The sequence below is a fragment of the Endozoicomonas sp. ALB032 genome (assembly GCF_049310125.1).
Taxonomy (GTDB): domain Bacteria; phylum Pseudomonadota; class Gammaproteobacteria; order Pseudomonadales; family Endozoicomonadaceae; genus Endozoicomonas_A.
On sequence record NZ_JBLYNW010000001.1, the window covers coordinates 4,469,666 to 4,489,223 of the forward strand.

Here is a 19,558-nt window from a genome sequence, read left to right on the forward strand (position 1 = left end):
GGTTAAAGAGAACCAAAAAGCACTTGTAGCCATACCAGATTAAATTTTCATCCGTTAAAGGACTTTCAACCATATACTAACCAGAATCCGGCGGACTTTCAGGTGAAGAAGAACAAGCTCTTATCTCAGAGATTAAAGTCCGCTAGCTTATATGCTATCGCTATTTATGAAGTTGACGCGAGCTTGAAACAACAAATTTGACATATACAAAGTATTAAGGTCTGGACCCTCCGGGTGCTGGATAGATGTGACGTTATCAGCTTCTATCAAGAAATGAACAGGTGAGTCCTCTCGCTGGGTTGTCCTTTCCTTGAGGGGAGTCCTACACATAGGACATACATCACCATGCTCTAGCCAGGTTACCAGGCAGGATGTGTGAAAATTGTGGGCGCATTTGGTAACCGATACTTCTTTTTCTGCAAAACTAAAATAACAAACAGGACATTCGTCCTCTTTCATATATTCAGTAGCGGGCCAGTAATATTGGTCAGAAGGGCTCGTGATTACGTTCATAATATTTACTCCTGTTTACTTGGCTTATATTTTTTAGACCTGCGTTATCTCTTTTAGTTCCCTGGTCCTCTGCATTTTTGGTGGTTATTGAAAAGCGGTAACGATGTAATCGGAGTTGCAACGTCAATCGTGTTTTCCAACTCCCGTAATAAGCATAGATATGAGCCTTAAGACAAGAAAGGAGAGGTATTGCCTCTCCTTTTTTATGGGCGTCATTGCAATATGACAGCGTGGAAATAATGAACTCTCATCAGTGGAGTCATAACAGCCCGATGATTGCTCACCGGGCTTGATTATTAATTCTCCTGTGATGCAGAGACTGCAGGTTGCTCATCTTCAGATGGCTTGCTTTCGGGCTGCTGGGCTGTTGAAGCCTGCTGTTGCTCCTGACGACGCTTCATGCGAGGGTCGTTGTGAGCCCTGCTGCGTCTGCGGCGGGGGGCAGGTTCTTCTTTCTTGCTGAACTCAACAATATTTGATGTTGGCTCAGCTGCAGCCTCAGGTTTGGCAGCTTTGCGTGCCTCCTGCTGTTGAGGTGCTGCTTCAGCAACCGGTTCTGGAGCGACTTCCCTGCTGGTCTCAATCACTGGAGCTGCGGGTCTGGCAGGTTCTTCTGCTTTTGCGACTGTGGGCTCAATGCTTTGCTGAACCGGAACATTTGGCTGCTGAAGAGGGGATGCTTCCCTGTGGCTGCTGGCAGCGACTGCCTTGGCCATTTCAGTCATGCGAGGCGCTGCAGTTTCAGGTGCCTCAACAACTGGTGGGTTAGCAGGTCGGGTATCTTCAGCCTGAGGCTTCTGCCCGTTGGCAGGAGCTGCCTTGCTAACCGCTTCCTCAGCCTGTCTTGTTGCTGGCGTTTCGGCAATAGCATCGACCCTTTCTGGCTGGTGGGATGCTTTCTGTTCAGATTCTCTGGCAGCCATCTTTTCAGTCGGTGCTTTCAGTGGGGCTTCTACTTCCTGAGAGGCCCTTAGGTCCTGCTGAAGAGCCGGTTTAGCACTCTGTTTTTGAGAGGTCTGTTCTACAGGTTCTTTTACAGCTGCACTCGTTCTGGCGGCAGCAGGTTGCGATGGTACTTCCGTCTTGCCTTCTTCAGGCTGAGACAGAGAGGGTAGTGAGGGCTGTTCCAGTTGGCTACGATCTCTCTGGGAGGGACGGTTGTTTCTTCTGCGATGTGCAGAGCCGGGACGACGACGGCGACGGTTATCTTCCTGCTGCTCGGAAATGGCCTGATCCTGATGTTTCTGATCTGTCAGAGGCTCACGGCGATCTCTTCTTTCCTGTTGCTGGCGACGAGAGCTGCGCACCTCCGGCTGCTGGCGAGCAACGCGTTCCTGACGGGGCGAGTTGTCTCTTCTCTCGTCCTGTTGGCGACTACTGCGACGGCGCTCATTCCGAGCCTGACGATCATCAGCCTGCTCTTTGCGGTGCGGTGGCTTGTTGCGTTGCTGGCGTTGGCCACGATGATCTCGCTGCTGAGAGTCGCGCTGTTGATTATTGCGATCTCTTGGCTGGCGCTGCTGAGGAGCAGGCTTTTGGGTTTCAGCCTGGGTAGGCTTTTGTGAGGCTTCTTCGGCCGTAAAAAGACCACCAATTGCTTTGACAAAAGACTTCAGCAGGCCTTGTTTTTCAGCCAGAGCGGGTGCGGGTTGAGATGGAGCTACGTTTTTAACCGCCGCTTCCTGACGTGGAGTTGCCCTGGTCTGTGAAGAGGTTACTTTTTCTTCCTGTGGCTCGTCGGCAGTGATGATTTCGTAGCTGCTCTCGGAGCCTTCCAGCACGTGATCATCTCTCAGACGCTGTACGTCGTAATGCGGTGTTTCCAGGTTTGGATTGGGAATCGCAACAATGCGAATCTTGTGACGCTTCTCAATCTTGGCGATGGTCTGGCGTTTCTCATTCAACAGGAAGGCAGCAACAGCGACCGGCACCTGGGCACGGATTTCAGAAGTCTTGTCTTTGAGAGCTTCTTCTTCCATCAGGCGCAGGATTGACAGGGCCAGGGATTCAATATCACGGATAGTGCCCTGGCCAGAGCATCTTGGGCAGACCACACCGCTGGTTTCACCCAGTGACGGGCGCAGACGCTGGCGAGACATTTCCAGCAGTCCGAAAAGAGAAATACGTCCGGTCTGCACGCGTGCGCGATCCATGGAGAGTGCCTGACGAATGCGATTCTCGACTTCACGCTGATTGCGGTTGTGGCTCATGTCGATGAAGTCGATCACGATCAGCCCGCCGATATCACGGAGCCTGAGCTGACGGGCGATTTCATCGGCCGCTTCCAGGTTGGTGTTGAGTGCCGTTTCTTCAATATCGCCACCACGGGTTGCCCGGGCGGAGTTAATATCTATGGAAACCAAGGCTTCAGTGGGGTCAATGACAATGGAACCACCCGAAGGCAGCTCAACTTCACGCTGAAAAGCTGTTTCGATCTGAGATTCGATCTGGAAGCGGTTGAACAGCGGGATGCTGTCTTTGTATAGCTTGACCTTGTGCTGGTACTGGGGCATAACCTGCGTGATGAAATCCACTGCTTCGTCAAATACGCTGGATTTGTCGATCAGAACTTCGCCAATGTCCTGACGCAGATAGTCCCTGATTGCCCGGATAATGACGTTGCTTTCCTGGTAAATCAGCATAGGTGCTGGCTTTTGTGCCGCATCCTTGATGGAACTCCAGAGTTGAAGCAGGTAATCGAGGTCCCACTGCAGTTCATCTCCGGAGCAACCGAGACCTGCTGTGCGGACAATAACACCCATTTCGGAAGGGATCTTGAGGTTGCTCAGGATTTCACGGAGTTCAGCCCGTTCATTACCCTCGATGCGACGCGAAATGCCGCCGGCTCTTGGGTTGTTGGGCATCAGAACCAGATAACGACCGGCCAGACTGACCAGCGTCGTGAGAGCAGCGCCCTTATTGCCGCGCTCTTCCTTATCTACCTGAACAATGACTTCCTGCCCCTCTTTGATAACGTCCCTGATGTTGGGGCGACCACCTTGATGAGGGGAGCTGAAGTATTCCCTGGAGATCTCCTTAAGGGGCAGGAATCCGTGACGTTCAGCACCAAAATCGACAAAAGCTGCTTCCAGGCTGGGTTCAACCCGGGTGATTTTTCCTTTGTAGATGTTGGCTTTTTTCTGTTTACGAGCGCCGGACTCGATGTCCAGATCGTAAAGGCGCTGGCCATCAACCAGCGCGACGCGCAACTCTTCAGACTGAGTTGCGTTGATTAACATTCTCTTCATAGAGTACCGAATACATTAAGAGGCTATCCTCTCAAGCCGGCACTGCCCGTTTTCTTGTCTTCCGGTCCGTCACTGATGCGGAACTGCCGGTTTATAATCTGTGCTATCAGGGTTACTTCCCAGTACTTCTTTAACCAGCTTTGTAACTATTTAGCATCAAACCGGTGACCAGGTCTTAATTCAGACGGGTCACCCTGGGCGGGGAAATTCAGTTTTACCGGGAATTTTCGGCGTTTATCGATAGCGATTGGCTCGATAAAAAAGTAGGCCGATTATAATGTCAATCTTCCCGGAGTTCTCCTCACGCCCGGAATCCGGGGGTGCACTGCTTGACAGAGAGTAGCGCTGTTTATCTTACACGGCTGGGCCGTGATGGTGTTTCATCTGTCCTGAGTGTCATCGGCTCTGGTTCAAGTGGCTTTATGGCTCTTTCGTACTTGCCAATTCCGCTGTCGGCCGCTCTCAGGATTCGTAAATCGAACTGCCTACTCGTATATGCATAAGGCAGTGCAACAACTATACCAGTAATCTGTAAGTGCTTCAAATGACGGAAAGCTGATACTATAGCGCAATGGATAGACATCAGAACGATTCCCGGCAAGCCGGAGAACCCCGCCCAGCGGTAAAAATGATCAATATTGACAGCGAAGATGCCGGGCAACGGGTCGATAATTATCTGGTACGGATTCTCAAAGGTGTGCCCAAAACCCGGGTTTACAGAATCATCCGTAAAGGTGAAGTACGAGTAAACAAAAAGCGCGTAACTGCAGATTACCGGCTTCAGGATGGAGATCTGTTAAGGGTTCCACCTGTCAGGATTTCTGAAAAGGCTCCCATGGCAACGCCTGGGGCTGTTATTATCCAGAAGCTGGAAGATGCCATCCTCTATGAAGACAAATCTCTGATTATCATCAATAAGCCAGCCGGTATTGCTGTTCATGGTGGCAGTGGTATCTCCTATGGCGTTATTGAGACTTTGAGAAACATCCGTCCTCAGGATCGAAGTTTGGAACTGGTGCATCGTTTGGACCGGGATACCTCGGGCTGCCTGATGATTGCCAGAAAGCGAAGCATGCTTCGTTATCTTCATGCTCAGCTGAAGGAAGATAAAATCAGTAAAATCTACAACGCCCTCGTCCTGGGTCGCTGGCCGAGCAGGAAAGTTCTTGTGAATGCCCCTTTGCTGAAAAATACCCTTCGATCCGGAGAGCGGATGGTGACGGTGGATTTAGAGGGTAAGCGTTCAAAAACCCTTTATCAGGTGCTTGAGAGATTCAGTTGCGCCAATGAAGCAGCCACTCTGGTAGAGGCCAGTCCGGTTACCGGTAGAACGCACCAGATCAGGGTGCATTGTCTGCACGCCGGGTACCCGATTCTTGGAGATGATAAATACACGCCAGATGAAGATAATAAACGATTCAGGCAGTTCGGGTTGAAGCGACTGTTTCTTCATGCCGCCAAACTAAAGCTGGTTCTGCCGGATGGCCAGTCTTTGACAATTGATGCCCCTTTGCCGGAAGATCTTGAGGATGTACTTGAGACGATCAGGAATTAATATTTTTTTGGATATTGATGGCGTCTTTTTTTTTGTGTTACAGACATCTGGACAAGCAGTAGAAGATTGATCAGGTATGAAGGAAAGAAAAGAGTATTCACTGGTTGTATTTGACTGGGATGGAACCTTAATTGATTCTGTGCCCAATATCGTAACCGCCCTGGTCAGGGCGGCAGAGAACATGGTGTTGCCTGTTCTTTCAAATGAGACTTATAAAAGCATAATTGGACTGAGCCTGGGGGAGGCGGTTGCAAGACTCTATCCTGAGCTGGATGACGGGCAGGTCGCCGCTTATCGTGAAGCGTACCGGTTCTTTCATCTTAAGCTGGAGCAGAAGCCATCCCGTCCTTTCCCCGGGGTTACCCGGGGGTTGGAGCATCTGAAAGGTACGAGGATCAAAATGGCGGTGGCTACGGGTAAAAAAAGAGCGGGCCTGGAGCGCTCAATGACCGCTAACGGTTACCAGTCATTCTTCGAGGCCAGTCGGACAGCCGATGATGCCCATTCCAAACCTCATCCGATGATGCTTGAACAGTTGCTTGCTGAGTTCGGTGTAACTGCAGATCAGGCGCTTATGGTTGGAGATTCCGGGTTTGATATGGCCATGGCTGCCAATGCTGGTATGGATAGTGTGGCAGTCACTTATGGCGCTCAGGATGAAAGCAAGCTGAAAGAGTATGATCCGGTGTATACGGTGGACTCTTTTGATGATTTGATTGATTGGCTGGGCAAACACTGACAGTCATAGAAAAAGAACTTTTTTTGTGCTCCGTTCGAATAAGGGACAGAGAAGTTTGTTGAAAATAGCGGGAGTGAGTTGAGTGAGTAGTTCATGGAATGAGAGTGATGACTATGAACAGTCAGGTGATAAAGAAGGGCGTGCCTGGAAGCTGGTTGAGAACCTGGCCCAGGGTGCTTTGAAAGAGCAGCGTCGTGCACGTCGCTGGGGGATTTTCTTCAAGCTTCTGACTTTTATCTGGTTGTTTGTATCCGTTGGTGTTTTCTACAACGCCATGCATGTAGATCTTTCTGGTGCTCCAGCCAGTGCATCCCATACTGCCCTTGTAGAGTTGGACGGTGTTATCGGAACCGATGATGTCAATGCCGACTCTGTGGTTACCGGGCTGCGTGCAGCCTTTGAAGATAAAGGTACCAAGGGGGTTATTCTTCGTATTAACAGCCCCGGTGGCAGCCCGGTTCAGTCTGGCTATATCTATGACGAGATCAGGCGGCTGAGAGGCTTGTATCCTAAGACTCCCCTCTACGCAGTAGTCATGGATATCGGTGCTTCTGGTGGCTACTACGTGGCGGCGGCGGCAGATAAGATTTATGCAGATAAAGCCAGTCTGGTCGGTTCCATTGGAGTGATTTCTTCCGGTTTTGGCTTTGTCGAGGCTATGAAAAAGCTGGGCGTGACCCGCCGTAACTATACGGCAGGTGAGTTCAAAGCCTTCAATGACCCCTTTCAGCCCGAGGACTTTGAAGCGACTCAGCGCTGGCAGCAGTCTCTGGATACGATCCACAATCAATTTATTAATGTCGTAAAACAGGGGCGTGGTGATCGTCTGTCTGATAATAAAGATATCTTTTCCGGCATGGTCTGGACAGGAGAACAGGCAATAAAACTGGGTTTGCTGGATGGTCTGGGTAGTGCCGGTTATGTAGCACGCGAAGTAATTGGTGAAGAAGAAATTGTCGACTTTTCTCTGCGTTTGACTCCTTTCGAGCGTTTTGCGAGAGATTTTGGTGCCGGGGTTGCTTCGACTGCGGTTAAGGTGCTTGGGTTGAACTCCTTATCGTTGCAGTGATGTTTTTTGAGTAAGACCCATCGTGCTTTCTAACTCCCGGGATGAGCATGGATATTTGAGCCTTAAAGCAAGGCGACGATCGCCAACGCAGGATTAAGGCTCAAATCTTCAGTGCAATAGGGAATTAGAAAGTTCGATTGGTATAATTAAACCTGGAAAGGCCAGCGATTTGCTGGCCTTGTTTGTTGCAGATCCAGTTGAGATCAGCTTTTCCAGCGTACAACGGAACCTCTGTCTTCTGGTCGTTTTTCAGTCTCTCTTTGAAGTTCCACTCACCCTGAATCCAGTCGTCACCCATGTCTACAGGATTGAATCAATTAGGCTGCTTGCCCACACTCCTCAGCAATTTAGTGACTCGTACTGTTTTGTCCTTACTGGTGGTCACCACATGGCGTTGATCGGCGCTGAAGGTGGCTGATGTGATTGGCCCCTCATGGGAAATGGTGGCTTTTTTTACCCATGATCCGTCGGCCATCTTGCCATAGACTATTGCTGTGTGATCGTCACTGGCCGTTACCACATGGTTCCCATCAGCGCTGATGTTGGCTGATATGACCTTGTCATTATGGGAAATGGTGACTTTTTCTGTCCATGATTCATCGGCCCCCAGCTCATAAATTTTCGCCGTGCGATCGTCACTGGTGGTCACCAGATGGCGGCCATTGGCGCTGAAAGCGGCTGAACTGATTCGACCCTCATGGGTAATGGTGACTCTTTCTACCCATGATCCGTCGGCCATCTTGTCATAGACTTTGGCCGTGTGATCGTCACAGATGGTCACTAAGTGACAACCATCAGCGCTGAAGGTGGCTGATCTGACCTTGTCTTTATGGAAAATAGTGGCTTTTTCTACCCATGATCCATCGGTCTCCCTGCCATAAATTTTTGCTGTGTGATCGTCACTGGCGGTTGCCAGATGACGACCATCGGCGCTGAAGGTGGCTGAGTTGATCTTATCATTATGGGAAACGATGGTTTTTGCTTTCCATGATCCATCGATACCCCAGTCGTAGATTTTCGCTCTGTAGTCGTTACTGATGGTCACCAGGTGGTGGCCCTTGATGCTGAAGCTGGCTGAGTTGACAGGACCTTTATTAGAAATGGTGGTTTTTTCTACCCATGATCCATCGCCGTTCCGGCCAAGGATTGTCGCAGTGCCATTGTCCTTGATATCAATTACATAGAGGCCTTGCTCGCTATAGAGCGTTGAGCGGCTCCAACCAGTCACGGCGACGGTGTCTTCTTCTATCCATGATCCACTGGCCCCCCGGGTATACATTCTCAACCTGTTATCGCCACTGAGGATTATCAAATGGCGACCATCGTCAGTAAAGCTGGCTGACTTCATGGGAGCATTATGCAAAATGGTATCTTCTTTGACCCATAATCCATTGAGTTTCTGATAGATTTTCGCCGTGTTATCGCTACTGAAGGTCACTACACGACAGCCATCGGAACTAAAGATAGTTGGTTTGTCCAAACCATTATTGGAAATGGTGGTTTTTTCTACCCATGATCCCCCAGCTTTATGGCTGTGGATTTTCACCGTATGATCGTCACTGGTGGTTACGACATGTTGGTTGTCGGCGCTGAAGGTGGCTGAGTTGACCTTATCAGTATGGTAAATGGTGGTTTTTTCTTCCCATGATCCATCGACGTTCTGGCCATAGATTTTCGCCGTGTGATCGTCACTGGCGGTCACCAGATGGCTTCCATCGGGGCTGAGCTCAGCTGACCTGATATTGCCAGTATGGTGAATGGTGGTTTTTTCTTGCCATGATCCATCGACCTCCTGGCCAAGGATTTTCACACTGTGATCGTCGCTGATGGTCACGACCTTGCTGCCATCGTCGCTGAATCTGGCTGATTTGATACGGCCACTATGGGAAATGGTGAGTTTTTCTTCCAGTGTTCCATCCTCTCCCAGAGCATAGATTTTCACCCTATGATCGTCACCAACGGTTATCATATGGCGGCCATCGGCGCTTAAGGACGCTGAGTTGATGCTGCTGTTATGGGAAATGCTGGTTGTCTCTAATTTAAATGTTTTACATTGAGACATCACTTTACTGACAGTGAAAAAGAACAGAGCAGGAAAATAAACACTCTCCCGGCGTTTCATGACTGAATCGATTAACGCCTCATCATCGGTAAAGCGCTGCAACCATTCAGTGAGCTGCTTGTCATCTTTGTTACTGAGTATTGTCTTTAATTGAGCCTGGTGTGAAGAGGGAAACCGGCCATACCAATTCTTTGCCAGAGTATCGCCTTGTTTGGTAGCACCCTGAAAAAGGCGAGATGCCCTTTCTAAGCTGCTAACAGATCGGAGATCCAGAAATTTAAAAATTTCCGATTGTGCCAAGGGGGGCAAATTTGCCAATGAATGTTGTGGCTTATCAGGTGCCGTTACATGCTTCCCCGAACTGACTCTGGTCGTTGTCTCTGACTGAGATTGCTTTGGTTCTGACAGGCCAACAATGCCGTAATTATCATTTATGCGAGTCATACTTGCACCCTCCCTGGATAGATATTTTCCTGCAATCAAGAATGATATTCGGAGTTGATTTAATAGATTAGAGTCTTTTTTGGGACAATAGTTCAAAAAATAGAACCACATGCGAAGTGGGTGGTATGCTGATTTGCCATTAAGAATGAGTATTGATTAATGATTCTTATCGAATGAGCGTAAAACCCCTTACTTTGAGGACGGGGATGAAAGCTCGGCTTGCAGAGCAAGCCCCTTGTGCTACTTTACTATCCGTTAGGTGTTTTTAGCGATTACGCTACCTGACAGGAAAAGTAAAATACCTTCCGCTTTCTGCCCGTGTTTGTTAACAATCCGAAAGGTAGAGCAGATTGTCGAATAAGGTGTATGCCGCTATTGGGTAAGGTATACACTGCGGTCGGGCATGACCGTCTAGCTGTAGGAATCCCCGTCGTTCAGAGGGTGTCGCAAAACTCTCTCCGGCGTGGGAACGCGTTGACTCCCTTCATTGTCGGCTTCATTCTCGTCATTCCCGGCTTCATTCTCGTCATTCCCGGCTTCATTCTCGTCATTCCCGCGAAGGCGGGAATCCACACTGACTCTCCACCAGAACCATACTGCCCGGTGTCCCCCTGGCCTTGTCATCCCCGAGAAGGCAGAGATCCATCGTTGGCGCTGGATTCCCACCTTCGCGGGAATGACGACTTCAGAGCGTGAGAACGAGCTGTTGAAGTTTTGCGACACCCTCTTCACGGCGGGGAGGATGTCAAGCTGATGTTTAAAGGTCAGAATGTGTCTTTGTCATTGAGTGCTTGAGAAATTAAGGCTGAAATGGATTTCTGTAAAAAAAAGCCAGCGATTTGCTGGCCTTTTTCATGCTGTGTCTGATGGGCAATTAGAAGTAGTAACGCGCCTGCAGAGACAGGGTGTTGTCACCCTCTTTCTTGCCAGCATCATTTTTGCTGTCATCGATGGCGTATTCAACGGCAAACTGCATTGGGCCAGTTTCATAAATGGCGCCAATCATGGTTTCTTTCAGAGTATTCTTAAACTGGTCATCGTTTGCTGAACTGTCGTCTTTCAGCTCATTATAACCTGCTTCCAGAGAGAAACCCTGCAGAACATTGTTCATAGCCAGTCGACCGTAAAGTTCAATACCTTTGGACTTGGCGTTCAGCTCGTCGCCGAGTTGAGTTTTATTTGTCAGCTCGCCGTACATGGCAGCCAGGTACAGTCTTTCGTTTTCAAATTTCAGACCGGCAGTGGCGGACTTGGACTTTTCCTTGTCTATATACTTGGTTTCAGAGTAAGTGGCACCCAGAGAGAGGCCCATGGCCAGATCATAGCTGGCAGAGATGCCATAACCATAATCACGCTGAGCACCTGATACCGAGTGATCTTCCATTTGGTATTGAAGACCGATGTTCAGACCGCCGAAGCTGTTACGGTACTGGATAACATCATCGGCTCGGGCAGTACCGTCTAAGTCGCCGCCGTTGCGACCGTCATAGATACCCAGAGCGCTACCACCACCGATGGCATACATGTCTGTCCAGCCGGAAACGTCATAAGTTACGCTCCAGTTTTTACCGGCAGCGAATGCACCCATTTCTTCATGGCTCAGGCCAACATAGCCCAGACGGTTAAAGAAGGTGTCTTTCTTCTCACCATTTTCGTATTCATCTTGAGCGCGGAAGCCCCACTCTGCAACACCCTGGCCGGTCCATCCACTGTCAAACTTGTGCGCGAATTTAAAATTAATACGAGCGCTGTCGTTATTCAGGGTGTTTTCGCCATCATTATTTTTGGCAACAACACCAACACGGCCACCAATACTCAGGCTGCTTGTGCCGTCGTCAAAAACGTTTACTGCCATTGCTGGACCTGCCACTGCGGTGGCTACTGCTGCGGCCAGAATCTTTTTGTGCATGGTTACGTATCCCAACTGATTGTGTGTTTAATGTTGAGCCAAGATTGTTATGTAGTTGTACTAACGGGTCACGTTGAAAGCATCAATGGTTATATCGAAATCGCGAATGTGCTAGTTGGCCGCTTAGTGTGTAAATTACTTATTGGTGAGTTCAATGGGCTGAGTGATTTCTTTCACTGGCTGAGAGGAGTTGGGGTGGGTAATCTAATTGTCATGAATCGTCTACTCCGGTTCATGTGTTGTGTGTATTTGCCGGCATCAACCCAGAGTCATTGATGCCGGCTTTTTTGTTTTCAGGGTTTATTGTCTTTAAAGTGTTTCCGGCATAATAGGGTTGCTGAAAGGGTTTTGTCTTCTCCTCTTTATTAAAAGAGGCTAAAACAAAGTGCTTTCATAGAGCGTAAAAACAGTTTGTTTCAGTGCATCGAATGAGTCGTCCGTCAGGCTGCCAGGCAACCTTTTTTGCGATATGGGCATTTCAATGTCTAACAGAGAGAGTTGTGCTCATGGCCAGTAATCGGCTGAAAATGAGTTTGCTGCCCGCTTTACAGGCAATTCTGGATACCGGAAGTGTAACCCGCGCAGCAGATCAGATGCATGTGACCCAATCCACTATGAGCAGGACTTTGTCACAGCTGCGAGAAGCCTTGAATGACCCCATTCTGGTCAGGGAAGGCAATCATATTTTTCTTTCCGAAAAAGCGCGTCAGATTCAGCCGCTGGTTTCAAAACTGATGGCAGACTCTGAGACCCTGTTTGAGAATCAGAGCTTTGACCCTGCAACCAGTGAACATCATTTCCGGATAGGGACAAGTTCGGTTGTTCTTGATAATTTTCTCATTCAGGCTTTGATTGAGCTTAAGCAGGTTGCGCCTGGTATCAGCAGTTCGGTGTCGCTGCCGAATGAGGAAACAATTTACTCAATGGAGTCGGGCGAGTTAGATCTCGGGGCCATTGTTGCTTTTCCTGATACCACTGAGAATCTCTGCAAAGAAGTGATTGCCTCAGCGTCGTTTAATGTTCTGATGCGCAAGGGGCATCCGATGAGTGGTCGGGACACACTCGATCTGACCGAGATGGACCAGTATCCTTTTGTTGTAACCCAGGCGGTGATTGCCGCCAGTCCGTATATTAATGGATTGCGTGAACAGTATGCCTTTTTACAGAACCCCTGGCTGAAGCTGCCAAGCCTCGAAGCTGCCTTGAAGGCGATTCGATCCAATGACGCATTTACCATTGTCACCAATGTAGAGTACCTGGCAATGGACCTGTTTGAGGATTATGTCCTCCTTCCTATTTTGTCAGATTCTCCACCCCTGACATTTGAACTGGTGTGGCCAGAGCATTGGCAGTTTAACCAGGCGCATCAGTGGATGAGAAGCTTTCTGTTAAGTAAATTCCAGGAATTTTTCAAACCGGTCGAAAGACTTTGAGCTGGTGAACCAGGGCTTATTTGCCCCGGTTTTTACGGTTGTCGTTGATAATGAAGCCCGCTACCGCACAACCAAAAATAAGTGTGGCTGCAACCACCAATAATCCTGCGACCACGACCGTGTCCATATACATAATTGATTCTCCTGAGTTTTTGTTTTCCACAGGATAGAGCGGGGAATGGCGCAGGGTATTGATCCGGGTCAACTTTTTTCTTGATTGTTAAATTCTTAACTAATGACTAAGCAGAGGATTGATGCCTTCGTTGATCAGCATGTGGTTTAGTTGAATCAGGGGTAAGCCAATCAGGCTGTTTGGGTCATTCCCCTCCATTCTGGAAAAAAGGCTGATGCCCAGTCCCTCACACTTAAAGCTGCCTGCGCAATCCAGTGGTTTTTCCTTCTTTATATAGTTCTCAACTTCGACCCTTTTCAGGGTTCTGAAATGAACGGTGTAAGGCACTACAGCAAGCTGATATCGGTCAGTTTGGGTGTTGAGTAGGCAAAGGCTGGTGTAGAAGGTCACTGACTGGCCGTTGCACTTCAGCAGTTGCTCTATGGCTTGCTGTTCGGTTCCGGGCTTTCCAAGAGTGATATTGTTGAGTTGTGCTGCCTGGTCTGAAGCGATAATCAGATGCTCGGGATAGTGAGCTTTGAGCGTATCGGCTTTTTTCCTGGCAAGTCGTTGGGTCAGCATTTCTGCGGATTCGCCTGCAACGGGTGTTTCATCAATATCAGGTGAGTGACATTCAAACGCGAGGTCAAGCCTTGCCAATAAGGATTTTCGATAGGGAGAGCTGGAAGCCAGAATGATTTTCATAAATTTTGGTTGTTCAGGTTGGAAAAGCTTTCATTGATAGAGGTTTTTGGCAGTCATTCCAAACGTTAAGGGATAACTACCCGGAAGGCCAGAATAAGACGTGTCAGAGGCGGAAATTACCTATTGTTTTTGTTGCTCTGGAGTCTGCTGGCCCCATGTCTGAGCCTTAAACAGTCTAAAGCGGTTAAACCCTTTGACAGAGACTTTTCTTGCCCCTATTATTGCGCGCTTATGACAACCAACCCGTGAGCTCATGGCTATCGGACAATTACCCAAAACCTTTGATCCGCGTAAATTCGCGCGTCAAGGCAGGCAGTTTCAAGGTTCGCTGGCGCTGAGTCAATTCGACCGGCTGGTAAGCAGTCTGGTTGATGACAGAGGCGAAGTCCAGGTTGACCTTCGCTTTTCATTGAGCGAAAACAACCGGGTTGTGCTGGAGGGGCATGTTGAGGCGGAACTGAGCATGATCTGCCAGCGCTGTCTGGATGTGGCCAAGCTATCGGTGCGAGCTGATCTCCATTTGATGGGGGTACTGACCGACGAGCAGGCCAAAGCCCTGCCGGAAGACTTTGAACCGCTAATGTACGGTGATGAGCCGGTAGAATTATTGCCTATTCTCGAGGAAGAGCTGATTCTGGCACTTCCGCTGGTGGCCTATCATCCGCCTGAAGACTGTTCAGCTCAGCAATATTACACCACTGAGTCTGAAGAAGAGGCTCAGGCTGCTGCCATTGAGGCAGATAAAGAACGCAGGAGCAGTAACCCTTTCAGCGTTCTGGCCAAATTGAAAAAAGATACTACGACCCAGGAGAGTTGACACATGGCTGTTCAGCAAAACCGTAAAACCCGTTCCAAGCGTAATATGCGCCGTTCCCACGACAGTCTGACTTCTGCTCAGCTGTCTGTAGAAGCAGCTTCCGGCGAAACTCATCGTCGTCACCATGTTTCTGCTGAAGGTTTCTACCGTGGCAAGAAAGTGGTTGAAAGCAGCGAAGATTAAGCCTCAGGCTGTTTGCCCAAAGGAGTGATACAGTGACTGTTTCGCTGTCTTTCAAAGGCATGAGATAAAATGACATCAGGTGCAAACGAAGATAGAACAATAACGGTTGCGCTTGATGTAATGAGCGGGGACGATAGTCCCCGTTCTCGTATCCAGGCGGCTGTCAGGTCGCTCAAGCATTATTCTTCTCTCCATCTTCTGCTTGTCGGCGATCGACAGCTCATGGAAGATTATATTTCCGATATCGAATTTTCTGATCAGTCACGTTATACCCTGATTCATGCCAATAAAACGGTAGCCATGCATGACAGGCCTTCGCTGGCACTTCGTGGAAAAAAAGATTCCTCTATGTGGAAGGTGCTTGAGACAGTCTCAAAAGGGGAGGCGCAAGCCTGTGTAAGTGCAGGCAATACCGGAGCGCTGATGGCTATGGGGCGTTATGTGCTTAAAACCTTTGCTGGTATTGATCGTCCGGCAATAGCGGCCAGTGTGCCTACCTCTAATGGCAGTGCTCTGCTAATGGATATGGGCGCAAATGTTGACTGCACTTCGATGCATCTCTACCAGTTTGCCATTATGGGGGCTCAGTTAGCCTCGTCAGTTTATGGTGTGGAGTCTCCGAAAGTAGCTTTGCTGAATATTGGTTCTGAGGAAATGAAGGGGAACGAGCAGGTCAGGCTGGCTCATCATCTGCTGCTGGAAAAGCTTGAGGTACAGCAGGGGCTGGATTATATCGGTTTTGTTGAAGGGCATGATATTTTCAGTGGCCGGGCTGACGTGATTGTCTGTGATGGTTTTGTCGGTAATGTTGCCCTTAAAACCGGAGAGGGAGTTGCGAACCTGGTGCGTGATGGCCTGAGGGCTATTTTTCAGCGCTCTCTGTTAAACCGATGTCTTTATTTTTTAATATCACCCCTGCTGAAGGAATTTAATCGCAAGGTTGACCCGGTGTTGCATAACGGTGCCAGTTTGCTCGGTTTGCAGGGGGTTGTCATCAAAAGTCACGGTGGGGCCGATGAAGAGGGTTTCTATCGAGCGATTCTTCAGGCAGTAAAAGAAGCACAAAATGATGTTCCGGCAAGGATTGCCCGAGAGGTTGAAGAGCGGTTGCTCTGAGAGAGCCTGTTTGTCTGGCTACCCTTTTCGCTTGCTCAGCCTCCCGGAGCTGCTGGCAGACACAGTCAGAGGATTGTTATTTGTCAGGGGCTGCTGCTTTGTTGCTTTTGCCATGTTCTTCAGCTGGTGCTTTGTTCATCAGTGGTTCAATAATCCCCGTGAAACACAAAGCGGCCATGATTCCTCCGGTAATTGGGCCCAAAACATACACCGTCAAAAAGCCATAATGGTTATCGGGAAACGCCGCGCTCGCCCAGCCGGACATTGAGGCTAACAGACGAGGGGATAAATCTCTGGCCGGGTTGAGTCCTGCCTGGGTCAGTGGCGCAATAATTGAGATAATGGCGGCAACGGTTAAACCGATAAATAGCGGGGCCAGAGCCTGATCCGGCCGCCCTGTGTTGCAGGTTTCGGTAAGGGCGAGAATCATAAATACCAGAGTGAATGTGCCTGTACACTCAGCAAAAAAAGCATTGGTAGTGGAAACAGAGGCTGTTTCTCCGGCCATCGGGTTGGGGTAGTAGTCACCGAATATCATTGCACTGGCTATGGATGACTCGGAACCACGGACAATGTCATGGGCTAATTCATACTGCACGATTGAGCTGGAGAAAAGCTGGTAAAGCAGGGCGGCTGCCGCAAATGCTCCGGCAAACTGGGCAATCAGATAGCAGGGTAGTAAGGTCAAAGGCATCCGACGACTGATCACCATAGCAATACTCACTGCCGGATTGAGATGCGCGCAGGAAAGACGTCGGGTGGCGTAAATCGCCAGCATCACTGCCAGTCCCCAGACCATGGCCACCTGAAAGAGTCCGGCATGGGCAGAAAATAGCACCGTGACGGCCACTGAGCCGCAGCCAAATAACACAAGGATAAACGTGCCTATAAATTCTCCGGCAAAGCCTTTTAGATAGTTCATTTGAGTCATTCTCCTGATTTGAAGTCTGGTCATCCGGTGCGCAGGCGGGGAGATAAACTGTTTCTGAAGCAATTTACAGAATGTTATGATCCTGGTGGTGAGTTCCTCCGGGGTGTTATCGCTTCTCCCGGGTGTCTCGGCAGGTCTGCAAGGGGCAGGAAAAAAGGTAGTTCACAGGCTTGTTTCTCGCAACTGGTCTCTGCTCGTCCGCTTTGTTGCAGGCTATCGGCAAACATAGACATTGAGCTTAAAAGTCATGGATTAATTTCATAGCGTGCATGGCTGTTTCAGAAGTAAACATAAATTTACCAACCTGAGGTTCGACTTTTTCTATAATTGTCAGGATTTTCAGGAAGAACTGAATCGCCGGGAAGGGCGTGCTTCTTTCAAAGGTTGGCTATATCAGGATTAGACCCAAAGCAATGACGGATTTACTTGCATTTGTTTTTCCGGGGCAGGGATCCCAGTCGGTGGGCATGCTTGCTGACCATATCGACGATCCTGTTGTCGTGCAAACATTCACTGAGGCTGCTGGAGTGCTCGGGTTTGATGTGCTGAGGCTGATCAGTGAGGGGCCTGCAGAGGAACTCAACAAAACGGAGAATACCCAGCCAGCACTGCTCACTGCCAGTGTAGCTTTGTGGCGTCTCTGGCTTGAGAAGGGCGGTGAGCAGCCTGTCTTTATGGCGGGTCACAGTCTGGGGGAGTACTCGGCACTGGTCTGTTCGGGGGTAATGAAGTTTGCCGATGCCGTTCGGGTTGTTCGTCAGCGTGGTCTCTTTATGCAAGAGGCCGTTCCGACCGGTACGGGCGCCATGGCTGCCATCCTCGGACTTGAAGATCAGCAGGTGATTTCACTCTGTCAGAATGCTGCCCGGGGAAGTGTGGTCGAAGCGGTTAACTTTAATTCTCCGGGCCAGGTGGTTATTGCCGGTGAAAAAGAAGCAGTGGCCCGTGCAGTTGATCTGGCTAAGGAGGTGGGTGCCAGAAAGGCAATGCCTTTGCCAGTGAGCGTGCCCTCTCACTGCGCACTGATGAAGCCAGCGGCACAGAAGCTGGCTGTTGAGCTGGAGCTTGTTGAGTTGAGCCAACCTTCAATCGCTGTGATTCAGAATGTCACTGCAGAGCCTTGTTCAGAGCCGGATAAAATGCGTGAAAACCTGGTCAGGCAGCTCTATAGTCCTGTTCGTTGGGTGGAGACGATTCAGTATCTGAATGGAGCGGGAGTGGCTCGGTTTGTTGAGTGTGGTGCAGGCAAGGTGCTTGCTGGGCTTAACAAGCGGATTCTGCGCAGGTCACCTGTACTGACTCTTGAATCGGCATCCTCTTTCGATGATTTGCCAGGTCATTCTTGATTGTCATTTTCAGGTATGCGGTATCTGGCAGTTTGTCGGACTTGCATTACATTCAAGTCTGCAGGGCTGACTGGTACGCACTTCTGTGACTGATAGCTATAAGCGAAAAAAACGTGCTTATTTTAGGCGCTTGGAAGAAGTAGTTTCGCACTAGAACAACAGGATATAACTATGTCGAACCTTGAAGGCAAGGTGGCTCTGGTTACCGGCGCCAGTCGCGGAATTGGCAAGGCCATTGCCCTTGATTTGGGCCAGCAGGGGGCTGTAGTGGTAGGTACCGCTACTTCCGGCCCGGGTGCTGCAAGAATCACTGAAATGCTGCAGGCTGAGGGAATAAAGGGCTGCGGTATGGTCTTGAATGTCTCTGAGACTGGAAGCTGTACTGAAGTGGTAAAAGCAGTGACATCCGAATTTGGTGCCCCGCAAATTCTGGTTAATAATGCTGGCATTACTCGTGACAATATCCTGATGAGAATGAAGGATGATGAGTGGGACGATGTCGTCAATACTAACCTGAGCTCCATATACAGAATGAGTAAGGCGGTATTGAGAGGCATGACCAAAGCCCGTTGGGGTCGTATCATCAACATCAGTTCCGTGGTAGGTTCCATGGGCAATCAGGGGCAATCCAACTATGCGGCGGCCAAGGCCGGAATAGAAGGCTTCAGTCGCTCTCTGGCCAGAGAAATTGGCTCTCGCCAGATCTCCGTGAATACAGTAGCTCCGGGCTTTATTGATACCGATATGACCCGTGAGTTGCCGGAAGAGCAAAGAACCTTTTTGCAGTCCCAGGTGCCTATGGCTCGCCTTGGGCAGCCCGAGGAAATTTCCGGTGTGGTGGCTTTTCTGGCCAGTGACGCAGCCGGTTACATTACCGGAGAAACCATTCACGTGAATGGTGGGATGTACATGGGCTAGTGTTTGGTGTTATTTGCACTTGACTCGTGTCAAAAACCCCTCCGATAAAGATGAAATTTTCGGTAATATAACAGGCCTGTCCTTGAAATTACCGCAAGCGTTTATATATAGTAATTGACCGCAGACAGGGTGGCTTTGAATCGCCCTACTGCACCCGAATATCCATAGGAGCACAACCAGGTATGAGTACCATTGAAGAGCGCGTCAAAAAGATCGTTTGCGAACAGCTTGGCGTAAAAGCAGAGGAAGTCACCAACAGTGCGTCATTCGTAGAGGACCTCGGCGCGGACTCTCTGGACACTGTTGAGCTGGTAATGGCTCTGGAAGAAGAGTTTGAAACTGAGATTCCGGACGAGGAAGCTGAAAAGATCACTACGGTTCAGGAAGCCATTGATTACGTTGTCGCTCATTCCTGATTCTGTCCGGGTTGCATGCGAGTAAATGTGTCCTGAAAAAGC

At 49.4% G+C, this 19,558-nt stretch carries 18 protein-coding genes; 11 read left to right on the forward strand and 7 right to left on the reverse strand.

Annotation, left to right across the window (positions count from 1 at the left end):
- Positions 1–147: 147 nt before the first annotated feature.
- Both ACO6VG_RS16665 and rne read right to left on the reverse strand, forming a co-directional pair.
- Positions 148–513, reverse strand: a complete 366-nt coding sequence (locus ACO6VG_RS16665) for an RING finger domain-containing protein (protein ID WP_422474780.1) — start codon at positions 511–513, stop codon at positions 148–150.
- A 296-nt stretch (positions 514–809) separates the two neighbouring features.
- A complete protein-coding gene (rne, locus tag ACO6VG_RS16670; RefSeq protein WP_422474782.1) occupies positions 810–3,761 on the reverse strand; it encodes a ribonuclease E in 2,952 nt (983 codons plus the stop codon).
- Between the two features lie 571 nt (positions 3,762–4,332).
- Between rne and rluC the strand changes: the two genes are divergently transcribed.
- From rluC to ACO6VG_RS16685, 3 genes are all read left to right on the forward strand, one after another.
- The gene (rluC, locus tag ACO6VG_RS16675) at positions 4,333–5,316 is read left to right on the forward strand and encodes a 23S rRNA pseudouridine(955/2504/2580) synthase RluC (RefSeq protein ID WP_422133339.1); all 984 of its coding nucleotides are present in this window, start codon (positions 4,333–4,335) and stop codon (positions 5,314–5,316) included.
- A 76-nt stretch (positions 5,317–5,392) separates the two neighbouring features.
- Positions 5,393–6,055, forward strand: a complete 663-nt coding sequence (locus ACO6VG_RS16680) for an HAD family hydrolase (protein ID WP_422133340.1) — start codon at positions 5,393–5,395, stop codon at positions 6,053–6,055.
- A gap of 82 nt (positions 6,056–6,137) precedes the next feature.
- Positions 6,138–7,124 (forward strand): S49 family peptidase, encoded by a 987-nt coding sequence (locus tag ACO6VG_RS16685; RefSeq protein ID WP_422133341.1) that lies wholly within the window; start codon positions 6,138–6,140, stop codon positions 7,122–7,124.
- 313 nt (positions 7,125–7,437) lie between these two features.
- On the opposite strand, the gene ACO6VG_RS16690 is transcribed toward ACO6VG_RS16685, so the two are convergent.
- The gene (locus tag ACO6VG_RS16690; RefSeq protein WP_422413830.1) at positions 7,438–9,630 is read right to left on the reverse strand and encodes a WD40 repeat domain-containing protein; all 2,193 of its coding nucleotides are present in this window, start codon (positions 9,628–9,630) and stop codon (positions 7,438–7,440) included.
- A 474-nt stretch (positions 9,631–10,104) separates the two neighbouring features.
- Between ACO6VG_RS16690 and ACO6VG_RS16695 the strand changes: the two genes are divergently transcribed.
- Positions 10,105–10,326, forward strand: a complete 222-nt coding sequence (locus ACO6VG_RS16695) for a hypothetical protein (RefSeq protein WP_422474784.1) — start codon at positions 10,105–10,107, stop codon at positions 10,324–10,326.
- Positions 10,327–10,504: 178 nt separating this feature from the next.
- On the opposite strand, the gene ACO6VG_RS16700 is transcribed toward ACO6VG_RS16695, so the two are convergent.
- A complete protein-coding gene (locus tag ACO6VG_RS16700) occupies positions 10,505–11,539 on the reverse strand; it encodes a porin (RefSeq protein WP_422474786.1) in 1,035 nt (344 codons plus the stop codon).
- Between the two features lie 506 nt (positions 11,540–12,045).
- Between ACO6VG_RS16700 and ACO6VG_RS16705 the strand changes: the two genes are divergently transcribed.
- Positions 12,046–12,972, forward strand: a complete 927-nt coding sequence (locus ACO6VG_RS16705) for a LysR family transcriptional regulator (RefSeq protein WP_422410472.1) — start codon at positions 12,046–12,048, stop codon at positions 12,970–12,972.
- Positions 12,973–12,988: 16 nt separating this feature from the next.
- Here the strand turns inward: ACO6VG_RS16705 and ccoM are convergent, their stop codons facing one another.
- Positions 12,989–13,105: a cytochrome c oxidase subunit CcoM gene (gene ccoM / locus ACO6VG_RS16710; RefSeq protein WP_422133346.1), complete on the reverse strand. Its 117-nt coding sequence runs from the start codon at positions 13,103–13,105 to the stop codon at positions 12,989–12,991.
- A 99-nt stretch (positions 13,106–13,204) separates the two neighbouring features.
- Positions 13,205–13,789: a Maf family protein gene (locus ACO6VG_RS16715; protein ID WP_422133347.1), complete on the reverse strand. Its 585-nt coding sequence runs from the start codon at positions 13,787–13,789 to the stop codon at positions 13,205–13,207.
- Between the two features lie 253 nt (positions 13,790–14,042).
- Between ACO6VG_RS16715 and ACO6VG_RS16720 the strand changes: the two genes are divergently transcribed.
- The 3 genes from ACO6VG_RS16720 to plsX all read left to right on the forward strand — a co-directional run bounded on the left by ACO6VG_RS16720 (position 14,043) and on the right by plsX (position 15,905).
- A complete protein-coding gene (locus tag ACO6VG_RS16720; RefSeq protein WP_422133348.1) occupies positions 14,043–14,606 on the forward strand; it encodes a YceD family protein in 564 nt (187 codons plus the stop codon).
- 3 nt (positions 14,607–14,609) lie between these two features.
- Positions 14,610–14,789 carry a 50S ribosomal protein L32 gene (gene rpmF / locus ACO6VG_RS16725; RefSeq protein ID WP_422133349.1) on the forward strand — a complete coding sequence of 60 codons (180 nt, stop codon included), beginning with the start codon at positions 14,610–14,612 and terminating at the stop codon, positions 14,787–14,789.
- A 69-nt stretch (positions 14,790–14,858) separates the two neighbouring features.
- Complete coding sequence (plsX, locus tag ACO6VG_RS16730; RefSeq protein ID WP_422137726.1) at positions 14,859–15,905, forward strand: phosphate acyltransferase PlsX; 1,047 nt, start codon at positions 14,859–14,861, stop codon at positions 15,903–15,905.
- A 76-nt stretch (positions 15,906–15,981) separates the two neighbouring features.
- On the opposite strand, the gene ACO6VG_RS16735 is transcribed toward plsX, so the two are convergent.
- Entirely contained in the window at positions 15,982–16,827 is an 846-nt protein-coding gene (locus ACO6VG_RS16735) for an MIP/aquaporin family protein (RefSeq protein ID WP_422133351.1), read from the reverse strand.
- A 422-nt stretch (positions 16,828–17,249) separates the two neighbouring features.
- On the opposite strand from ACO6VG_RS16735, the gene fabD reads away from it, so the two are divergent.
- From fabD to acpP, 3 genes are all read left to right on the forward strand, one after another.
- Positions 17,250–18,182 (forward strand): ACP S-malonyltransferase, encoded by a 933-nt coding sequence (fabD, locus tag ACO6VG_RS16740; protein WP_422133352.1) that lies wholly within the window; start codon positions 17,250–17,252, stop codon positions 18,180–18,182.
- A 171-nt stretch (positions 18,183–18,353) separates the two neighbouring features.
- Positions 18,354–19,100 carry a 3-oxoacyl-ACP reductase FabG gene (fabG, locus tag ACO6VG_RS16745; RefSeq protein WP_422133353.1) on the forward strand — a complete coding sequence of 249 codons (747 nt, stop codon included), beginning with the start codon at positions 18,354–18,356 and terminating at the stop codon, positions 19,098–19,100.
- A 182-nt stretch (positions 19,101–19,282) separates the two neighbouring features.
- Positions 19,283–19,516 (forward strand): acyl carrier protein, encoded by a 234-nt coding sequence (acpP, locus tag ACO6VG_RS16750; protein ID WP_034842413.1) that lies wholly within the window; start codon positions 19,283–19,285, stop codon positions 19,514–19,516.
- The last annotated feature ends 42 nt before the right edge of the window (positions 19,517–19,558 follow it).

What these genes read in the sequence shown, in the direction of transcription:
- ACO6VG_RS16665 (WP_422474780.1), bottom strand. Translation starts at nt 513, where the DNA reads ATGAACGTAATCACGAGCCCTTCTGACCAATATTACTGGCCCGCTACT.
- rne (WP_422474782.1), bottom strand. Translation starts at nt 3,761, where the DNA reads ATGAAGAGAATGTTAATCAACGCAACTCAGTCTGAAGAGTTGCGCGTC.
- rluC (WP_422133339.1), top strand. Translation starts at nt 4,333, where the DNA reads ATGGATAGACATCAGAACGATTCCCGGCAAGCCGGAGAACCCCGCCCA.
- ACO6VG_RS16680 (WP_422133340.1), top strand. Translation starts at nt 5,393, where the DNA reads ATGAAGGAAAGAAAAGAGTATTCACTGGTTGTATTTGACTGGGATGGA.
- ACO6VG_RS16690 (WP_422413830.1), bottom strand. Translation starts at nt 9,630, where the DNA reads ATGACTCGCATAAATGATAATTACGGCATTGTTGGCCTGTCAGAACCA.
- ACO6VG_RS16700 (WP_422474786.1), bottom strand. Translation starts at nt 11,539, where the DNA reads ATGCACAAAAAGATTCTGGCCGCAGCAGTAGCCACCGCAGTGGCAGGT.
- ACO6VG_RS16705 (WP_422410472.1), top strand. Translation starts at nt 12,046, where the DNA reads ATGGCCAGTAATCGGCTGAAAATGAGTTTGCTGCCCGCTTTACAGGCA.
- ccoM (WP_422133346.1), bottom strand. Translation starts at nt 13,105, where the DNA reads ATGTATATGGACACGGTCGTGGTCGCAGGATTATTGGTGGTTGCAGCC.
- ACO6VG_RS16715 (WP_422133347.1), bottom strand. Translation starts at nt 13,789, where the DNA reads ATGAAAATCATTCTGGCTTCCAGCTCTCCCTATCGAAAATCCTTATTG.
- ACO6VG_RS16720 (WP_422133348.1), top strand. Translation starts at nt 14,043, where the DNA reads ATGGCTATCGGACAATTACCCAAAACCTTTGATCCGCGTAAATTCGCG.
- rpmF (WP_422133349.1), top strand. Translation starts at nt 14,610, where the DNA reads ATGGCTGTTCAGCAAAACCGTAAAACCCGTTCCAAGCGTAATATGCGC.
- plsX (WP_422137726.1), top strand. Translation starts at nt 14,859, where the DNA reads ATGACATCAGGTGCAAACGAAGATAGAACAATAACGGTTGCGCTTGAT.
- ACO6VG_RS16735 (WP_422133351.1), bottom strand. Translation starts at nt 16,827, where the DNA reads ATGAACTATCTAAAAGGCTTTGCCGGAGAATTTATAGGCACGTTTATC.
- fabD (WP_422133352.1), top strand. Translation starts at nt 17,250, where the DNA reads ATGACGGATTTACTTGCATTTGTTTTTCCGGGGCAGGGATCCCAGTCG.
- fabG (WP_422133353.1), top strand. Translation starts at nt 18,354, where the DNA reads ATGTCGAACCTTGAAGGCAAGGTGGCTCTGGTTACCGGCGCCAGTCGC.
- acpP (WP_034842413.1), top strand. Translation starts at nt 19,283, where the DNA reads ATGAGTACCATTGAAGAGCGCGTCAAAAAGATCGTTTGCGAACAGCTT.